This is a genomic window from Chryseobacterium sp. RU33C, from assembly GCF_900156015.1.
In the GTDB taxonomy this organism is placed as follows: Bacteria; Bacteroidota; Bacteroidia; order Flavobacteriales; family Weeksellaceae; genus Chryseobacterium; species Chryseobacterium candidae.
In genome coordinates, this window is the sequence record NZ_FTMT01000042.1 from 1 (window position 1) to 8,020 (window position 8,020).

An 8,020-nucleotide genomic window follows, 5' to 3' on the forward strand; every position below is an offset into this window, starting at 1 on the left:
TAATAAAAAGTTATTTCCGTAAAATTTTTTGAGCTATGAGGGCTCAAAATTTTCCAGAATAACTTTTTAACTTACACAGTTAGTGAGACACTACCATTTGAAAATTGTTTGATACATAACTCACTTCTTTATATCCTAAGAAACTTGATTTGATTAACCAGCTTAATGGGTAAAGCTCAATTAATGATCTTTACAATGTCAGATCAAATACTTATACTTACTACCAAAAATTTTAAAACTTATTTTAATAAAAATGTGACTGCTTTATAAAACATAAAACCCTCGCAATTTTGCAAGGGTTGTTTTTTTATCTGCCACACGATACAATCGTGCGGGAGCGGGGTTTTCTTTATCACCAACACTCATAGTGATCTTTCCATTTCTTACTATTAATTATTTTAGTTTTATCAAATTTAAAATAGTATTTGATAATTGATCCGCAATATCTAGGCTTTCCCACAAAAAAAGGAACAACATCCACCCTTAATTGATTATCCTTAATTTCGGAAAATATAGCTGCATTTAAAGGTCCATTTGGGATTTCATTATATTGAACAATATTCTTGAACACGGTATTAAATGGTTTACTTAATTCCCAGTTATTATTTAAATTTTGATCAGATAAATCTTCCAGATTTTTATCTTTTCCTAATGGTTTTATTTCTTCTTTATCGGATAAAATATTTTTATAAATATTGCTATAATCTTTCTCGTTTAAAGGATTTGGATAAATTGAATCATAAATATATAACCCTGAAATATCTTTTCCAAATTCTTTTAAAGAAGCTTCTTTACTAAGAAAATCTTTACTTACTATTTTATATGCTGCATTATATCTAACTTTTGACGTAGAATTACAACTGATAGAAGTGATAATAATTATAGAAGATATTAGTATTTGTAATGCTTTCATTCTCTATTATGTTTGTTATTTTCGAGGAGTTTTAATATACAAGTCTTTCTTAGGATCGACTTTAGAAGGTCCTAATGTCTTCGAACTGTCACTAAATGGATAAAAATTAACTCCCCTTACATCTAATGGAGAATAAGATTTTCGTTGACCAAATGGCAACGTCCCACTAGAACTAGAAGCATCCAATTCAGTTCTAATAATATTCATTTTTTTAACATTATCTCCTTGTATACCATATATGGTTGAAGCTTGATATTCTGTTCCGTCACTACCAACAGAACCGTCGATTAAATTATTATACTTATGGCTAACTTCATGAAGAGTAATCATCCCATAACCCATAGTTAAAGGATTTAAAGCTGCACTAGTTCCTTTAATAAAATTATCTATTTGATCCGTATTTATATTTAAATCATAAACATGTGTATATCCCGCGACTCCATCAACTTTTTCTCCCCTGCCTCCAATTTCTTGTATAGAAGAACCTCGTGTATTATCCGAATTAACTTGGTAATCAGTTCTGTGATTATCTATAGCTCCTTTTAACATATTACGAGCAGTTTCACTTCCTCCCATATTTTCTGTCTCGGCATAAGAAAGTTTACCATCACTTCCTACAGATAAAGTCAAACCAGTTTCTTTTTCTAAATCACTTACAATTTTATTTTGTGTATCAGCAGAAACACTTTTCCCAAATGTTATATCATAGTTTTGCATACCATCTGGATCAATAAACCTCAAAGGATTATTAAATGCATAAGTGTAAGTGCTCCATCTTCTTGATGTTTCCGCAAGAGGGTCAACAACACCCCATCTTCCAATATCCGGCAGATACATTCTCGCACCATAATCATACATTCCCGTCTCCTGCAGCTCCTTGCCGTTGTACTTGTACTTTTTAAAACTATCCTGTCCAAAATAAGCATTTCCGGTTTTCAAATGATTCATACCGAATGGGTAATAATCATTACTGTCTACAATTTCAAGAACGCCTGTGCTGTTTTTGGCAAAGCTCACACGGACATTTCCTAGGTGATCTTTGTATTGATAAATATAACTAATTGTTAAAATACTACCACACGAAAGGATTCGTGCGGCAGCTTGGGGTTTATTTTAGGGATATTCAAAACCAAATATAATTTTATACAGCTTGTTATCTTTTAAATAAAATTCCATAAAATACGGAGGCATTTCATATTGTTTTATTTTGGGATCATCAGCATTTTTAATCGTATATCTGATAATTTGTTCGTTAGATTTTTTTTCAACTTTATAGTTACTACCTTTTATATTGGTTATTTCCTCTAAAGTCATTCCTAATTTCAGTCCTGATTCTGTCTTAAAATTATCGTATTTAGTTTCTGTAACGTCTTTCTCAAGTTTTGAGTCATCTTTTAAATATCCTACCTCGAAGCAACTAAAACTATTCTTCACATCTCCCTCATATTGATAGGCAAGTAAATATTCTTTTTTTTCTTTATCTGTAAAAGCAATCACAGGAGAATATCTTAAGTTATTTAATAATCTTACATTTTGAGGATAAAAATTATTTATAGAACTTTCTTCTCTTAATTGTAATTGATTCACTTTAAAATCTGGTTTAGAAAAATTCTCTGTAATAACAGTTTCATTTTCTATCTTTCCTTGTATCTTTTTTTCTGATTGATGACAACTAAAAAACAGAAAAAATAATAACAAAAGACTATTCATTAACATTTGGTATTTTCGTTCCACTTTTTCCATTATTATTTGGATTATTCTGAATATTAATATTTACAGGTACTGGACCTCCTGTTTTTATCATACTTCTTAGAGTATCTCTAAAATTAGTTAGAACAATTTTATCCCCAGACATTCCGATGCAGCCTAAAGTTCCCTCATTATTTCCATCAGGATGTATTCTTAATAAACTTCTACCTGTACTAAATTGTGGATTAAGATTAAAACTAAATCCGACTCCGTCCCGATTCATTCCTTTGTTATACCATCCATTTGGACTTCTGTCTTGATAACTATCCACAGTATACTCCCCATTTTCTGGTGCGCCATTTCCAAAACCTCCTGCAACACCATCATAAGAACCTAATGTTTTTGTTTTCCCATTCTCAAATGTTACATTTAACTTTACATCCACATCGCCAATTTTAGAGTTTCTCATTTCTCCATCTATCTCAACACTCATTTCTTTTGCTGCAGAATAACTCATTTTTCCATATGTATGATAACTTTCTAATACAAGTCCTTTATGCTTTTTATTGTCCCAGGTTTTAGTGCGTTCATAGTAAGTTCCTCTATATGTTTCACCTTTTTGAAGTACTCCCTTATCTTTATGGTTTTTAGCTGTTACATCATCTCGCCAAGTAATATCTCCATTCGCCGCTTCAACCCAATCCATTCCATCTGGATCTACAAATCTTATTGGATTATTATTAGCGTACATCATTGGATTTAAATCAGGATGTTTTTCAGAAAGTGGATCTGGTACAACCCAACGAGCAATATCAGGTAAGTATTGGCGGGCTCCGAAGTCATAAGCGCCAGTTTCTTGGAGTTCTTTGCCGTTGTACTTGTACTTTTTAAAACTATCCTGTCCAAAATAAGCACTTCCTGTTTTTAAATGATTCATACCGAATGGGTAATAATCATTACTGTCTACAATTTCAAGAACGCCTGTGCTGTTTTTGGCAAAGCTCACAAGGACATCTTTGTATTGATAAATATAACTAATTGTTAAAATACTACCACACGAAAGGATTCGTGCGGCAGCTTGGGACAACGTTTAATTTCTTTTATTGGGCTTTAGCTTCTTATTTTCTTCTTCTAAAGCTTCATTCTGCTTTTTCAGCAGGGCAATATAATTATTCAGGTTATCTAAAATATGATTGGGAATACTACAGTAATAATTATAGTTTCCGGAGTTATCATTGAAGGTCAGATTATCATTATTCTGAACAATACTGGAAGGTTTTTCTTCTTTGATTTCTTCTACCGGAACGTCTAAAGCCTTGGCCAGCTTCTCCCATTCATCATCATAAATCCTTACATCACCGCTTTCTTTACGGCTGTAATTGGATACATCCGTGGATATGATCTTGGACATATATTCCTGGGTGTAGCCCCGCTGTTTTCGTAAACTCTTTAGCTTTTCCATCATGATTTTTTATTCAGTACCACAAATATAAAAAATTCAGCCCTTTTATTCTATACCTAAACATTATCCCAAAGATTTATTTCTATTGTTCTGTTTCCATATACAAAACAGAACAAGAAAACCACTGCTAAGGCAGTGGTTGTTTATTAAAAATCATTACAAACATTCATAATGAGCTGTCCATGTTTTAGCTTCTTTAATACTATCTTGTTTATCAAAAATCAATAAATATTTATTAACACTACCACAATACTTTAAGCCATTATGTGAGTTGGATATGACATCAACTCTTAAAGAATCATTTCTCAATTTAGTAAAAACTGCTATATGAGATGGCCCTTTAAATTTATCTTTTGTAAATACATTTTGGCTTTTATAGTAGTCTTGTGACTTCCAAAATTTTCCCCAATTTTTTTTATTTACTTTAGATAAACACTTACTTTTTTTATATGGGTTAGTTTTTTCAATATTTAACCAATTAAAATAACTATCAGACTTATATAGAGGAAAAAAACTTTCATAAATAGAGATTCCATAAGCTCCAGGATTTAAAAGATCTTTATAATACTTTTCTGTACCCTTATTTATAAAATCCTGTTTTATGTATTCAATCCCTTTTTCATATCTTTCACATGCACATTGTCCATACATTGAAAAACTAATACATACAGATAAAATAATTAAATATTTCATTATTTGGTTTTTGGAGTTAGCATAAAAAGGTTTTTCTTCACATCGATTTTTTTAAAATTACCATCCATGATACTTCTTTCAAAAGGCGTAAAATTATAGGGCTTACCATTACGTAGAATATCTGTCGGGCTATATGATTCTCTTTGACCAAATGGTTGAGTAAATTGTCCGGAAGCATCTAATTCTCTTCTAATTGTATTTATAACTTTTTCATTTGGACCTGGCGCACCATAAATCACATCCTGATCGTTAAGATTATTATATACATGGCTTACTTCGTGAAGAGTAGTCATTCCATATCCCATCGTTAGAGGATTTAATGCCTCACTTGTTCCTGCTATAAATTTATTTACTTGGTCAGTATTAATATTTAAGTCATATGTTACTGTTGAACCATACACGCCATCTATTGTTTCACCTCGTGCTCCTGTGGGTTCGATTGAAGATCCTTTAGTGTTGTCTGAATTAATCTGATAGTCAGTTCTATGATTATCAATAGCGCCTTTCAACATATCACGAGCTGTTTTACTTCCTCCCATATCAGAAGATTCTTTGTAACTCAGTTTCCCATTATCACCAACAGATAATTTCAATCCTGTTTCTTTTTCTAAATCACTTACAATTTTATTTTGTGTATCAGCAGAAACACTTTTCCCAAATGTTATATCATAGTTTTGCATACCATCTGGATCAATAAACCTCAAAGGATTATTAAATGCATAAGTGTAAGTGCTCCATCTTCTTGATGTTTCAGCAAGCGGATCCACAACACCCCATCTTCCTAAATCCGGCATATAAAATCTTGCACCATAATCATACATACCCGTCTCTTGAAGCTCTTTACCATTGTACTTGTACTTTTTAAAACTATCCTGTCCAAAATAAGCACTTCCTGTTTTCAAATGGTTCATACCGAATGGGTAATAATCATTACTGTCTACAATTTCAAGAACGCCTGTGCTGTTTTTGGTAAAGCTCACACGGACATTTCCCAGGTGATCTTTGTATTGATAAATATACTGATTTTTCTGGTAATCATAAAATCCTTCAGAAGTAGGGAAAAACTGTAAATCCGGAGTTTTGGCTGGAGGAGGGTTAAAAGTTTTCTTTTCCAGTGAGAAAGCCTGGGGTTCCATTGCTCTTGCTGTCATCATTTCAATTCCTCCTCCGGGATCTCCTCCTGAAGTAACGATCTCTTTTTTGTAATACTGAAAACCATCCAGATACTCAGTTCTTTCTGTAGTGGTGGTAACGGTGTAATATCCTGCAACTCTATTTACAGCCGTTTTTTCCAGCTTTGTGCCATCTGCTCTATACCTGGTATTTACAACGGTACCAGAAGGTCCAAAATCAATATTCATTTCCTTAGGGAGATTTAAATGATTGTATTTAATTTCTGAAATCTGCTTATCCTGCATGTTTTTCATGTTCCCGTTCAAATCATATCCGATGGGAAGACCGACTGTACCCTCATAACCTGTATGATTACCACTATTATCCTTAATTTTGACAGCCTGGTTTCCCGTATAATCATATGCAAGATTGTCAATGACGGTAGCTGTACTGCTTCCATTCTCCATCACAGAAGTCCTGTAAAGGGAGGTAATATTACCGTTCAGATCATACTGCAGAGATTCTGTATTTTCTTTGCTGTATGGGTTGTTGGGATTCTGATAGTATCCGGCCGTCAGCCTGTTTAAAGAATCATAGGCATAGCCGTATCTTTTGGGTGTTAACGAAGGGTTTACGCCCAATGTTTCAACAGATCTCCAGTCTACTTCTGCAATATTGCCGTTGTATCTTGGAAGTACATCTTTACCCGAAAATTGTGCAGGATCTGGATTGCTGATACCCTCTTTTTGAGTATACTTGATTTTATAAGAAAAAAGCTTTCCTGCCAAATCTGTAACACTCATCTGATCTTTGTTAATACCCGTCATCCAACCTCTGATGTTGTAAGCGTAATCAACACTCTGAAGGTTGTTTCCTACCTGCTTGTTGACCAGTTGAGAGAGTTCATTATAGCTGTTTTTAGCCAGCAGCTCTTCCGGGTTGCTGTCTACCTGATGGTAATGTTCCTTCAGCCTGTTTCCATTATCGTATACAAAACGTTCTTTTACCGTGATTCCTGCTTCCCCTGGTTTTCGTAAATGAGTAGTAATGGTCTGTTGTGATAATCCTGCAAAATCCAGTTTGGATTCTGTATGGGTATATCCTCCCAGATAATTGATAGAGTGACTTCCAATCGCTCTTCCTTTCCTGTCATAATACGTGTAATCCTTTGTCCAGCTGTCATCTTCGATGTTTTTCACACAACTCATGACAGGCAATCCCTTAGTACTTCTCCCATCGGCTGTAGGTGAGTCAGAAAGTACAGGCTCTCCCTGAATAGCGGAAGGAAATGCAGGATTAAAGCTGTAAGCAGGGTAAGAGTCGTAATAATTTACTGACAACAATTTTACCCAAACAACATTAGGATAGGTTTGATCAGGATCGTAAAAAACTTCCATCCCTTCACGGATAAAGAAAGGGAAATTAGTTCTTTTAACGTTGTTGGTAGGGAAATTATTGGCCAAATCCTGCTCCGAAGATCTTGTTCCTCCTTCGGAAATTCCTGTAAATGCTATTCTTCCAAACTGATCATACTTTGTATACAGCCATTGTCCTTTTGTGCTTAATTCTGCATCCTGAGTTCCTACAATTCTGTCCTGTTTGTCATAGATCATAAATTCCCAACCTTTGCCAGGAATCTTTTTTTCAACCAATCGGTTTCTTCCGTCATATTTATACTGGTAGCATAAATCATTAAGTACAGTATTGGGATTGTTTTCTATAGAAGCTTTGGGAGGAATAACAAATGCCAGCTGATCATATTCATTATAAAGGTAATAGGTATCTGCATTCTCTGTAGCACTCATTACTTTTCTTACCAACAGCAATTGTTCTTTACCGTTTTTAAATTCTATGGTTTTATTGTTATCTTCATCCGTTACTGTATTTTTATACAATTTAGCCTCTTCATACATTCCAATGTTACTGATGGTTGATAAAGTAGCATTATTCACCCATGTCGTAGTAACAGTAAACTTTTTTACTTTATCTAATGTAGAATTGACATCATAACCGAACTTTACAGATTTTCCATTCCACTCATTGCCCACCTGTTTTTGTTCCAGAATCCTGTCCAGAGGAGAGTTTTCCAGCACTTTTTCAGAATAGATCTTTTCATTCCCATAGGTGTTAGGATAAACACCCAACGGCCC

The 8,020-nt window shown here is 33.8% G+C and carries 7 protein-coding genes; all 7 read right to left on the reverse strand.

Annotated elements, in window-relative coordinates; genetic code table 11:
* Positions 1-352 precede the first annotated feature (352 nt).
* The gene (locus tag BW946_RS20865) at positions 353-913 is read right to left on the reverse strand and encodes a hypothetical protein (RefSeq protein ID WP_076598006.1); all 561 of its coding nucleotides are present in this window, start codon (positions 911-913) and stop codon (positions 353-355) included.
* Between the two features lie 15 nt (positions 914-928).
* Positions 929-1,930: an RHS repeat-associated core domain-containing protein gene (locus BW946_RS21855; RefSeq protein WP_317043171.1), complete on the reverse strand. Its 1,002-nt coding sequence runs from the start codon at positions 1,928-1,930 to the stop codon at positions 929-931.
* 96 nt (positions 1,931-2,026) lie between these two features.
* Positions 2,027-2,656, reverse strand: a complete 630-nt coding sequence (locus BW946_RS20875; RefSeq protein WP_076598008.1) for a hypothetical protein — start codon at positions 2,654-2,656, stop codon at positions 2,027-2,029.
* On the reverse strand, positions 2,616-3,608 hold the full coding sequence (locus BW946_RS20880) for an RHS repeat-associated core domain-containing protein (protein WP_228402684.1): 993 nt from the start codon (positions 3,606-3,608) through the stop codon (positions 2,616-2,618). The genes BW946_RS20875 and BW946_RS20880 overlap by 41 nt, the downstream gene beginning before the upstream one ends.
* Positions 3,609-3,692: 84 nt before the next feature.
* On the reverse strand, positions 3,693-4,067 hold the full coding sequence (locus BW946_RS20885) for a helix-turn-helix domain-containing protein (protein ID WP_317043172.1): 375 nt from the start codon (positions 4,065-4,067) through the stop codon (positions 3,693-3,695).
* Positions 4,068-4,220: 153 nt separating this feature from the next.
* Positions 4,221-4,757 (reverse strand): hypothetical protein, encoded by a 537-nt coding sequence (locus BW946_RS20890; protein ID WP_076598010.1) that lies wholly within the window; start codon positions 4,755-4,757, stop codon positions 4,221-4,223.
* A partial coding sequence (locus BW946_RS20895) for an RHS repeat-associated core domain-containing protein (protein WP_139326062.1) occupies positions 4,757-8,020 on the reverse strand: 3,264 nt, incomplete at its 5' end. The genes BW946_RS20895 and BW946_RS20890, both read right to left, overlap by 1 nt.